This is a genomic window from Mesorhizobium sp. M7A.F.Ca.MR.148.00.0.0 (genome assembly GCF_003997735.1).
Classification (GTDB): Bacteria; Pseudomonadota; Alphaproteobacteria; order Rhizobiales; family Rhizobiaceae; genus Mesorhizobium.
Window position 1 is genome coordinate 1 of sequence record NZ_RZTB01000359.1, and the last position, 613, is coordinate 613.

The 613-nt window shown below is 52.5% G+C and carries 1 protein-coding gene; it reads right to left on the reverse strand.

Annotated features, from left to right (window positions below; genetic code table 11):
* Positions 1 to 409, reverse strand: a 409-nt coding sequence (locus EOB49_RS34495; protein WP_164781959.1) for a hypothetical protein, incomplete at its 3' end; no start/stop codon positions are given.
* Positions 410 to 613 lie beyond the last annotated feature (204 nt).

Genomic DNA, 613 nt, shown 5'->3' on the forward strand with positions numbered 1-613 from the left:
GCATATGGACTACCTCTTTCGTCCGGTCTTCTGCGAACTCGATATCATCTCGCATTTCAACAAGATCGGCCCATTCCTCGACGTCCTTCGCCTCGAGGTTCCCGGCTAGAAAGCGCAAGAGAACGCTTCGAATGTGATCGTAGGTCAGCGTGACCAGCGCAGTTGGATAGTCCCAGGGAAGCGGCGCCAAAAGCTTTTCAAGCTCTGCAACCGGCCGATCTAGCTCAACCAATGAGCGGATAATAGAACGCCGTTCTTCATCTTTCCTGCTTTCGCCTTGGCGGCGCGGGCGCTTCGGGTGGTTATCAGTCACAATCGCCACACCTCGCCCGCTCTGACCCCAGCCTGTCAGCGGCCCCATGCCAACAATATGACACTCCGAGGGGATTGTTTGAAGGTTGAATTTCAAACTGACCTACAGTTTGAATGCCACTTGGCTTTCCGACCTCTTGCCTCTATGTTGCGATCGCAGATCGCGCAATTGGGTTTGAAATGCCTCCCGATATCCCAGCTAGTGACTTGAAAAAATAAGGAAAAGCGCTTGGCGACAGCCAAGTCTGTTTTCCTAAAACTCACAAGCTATTTTTATCAGGGACAGTGCAGCCGGTCAGGT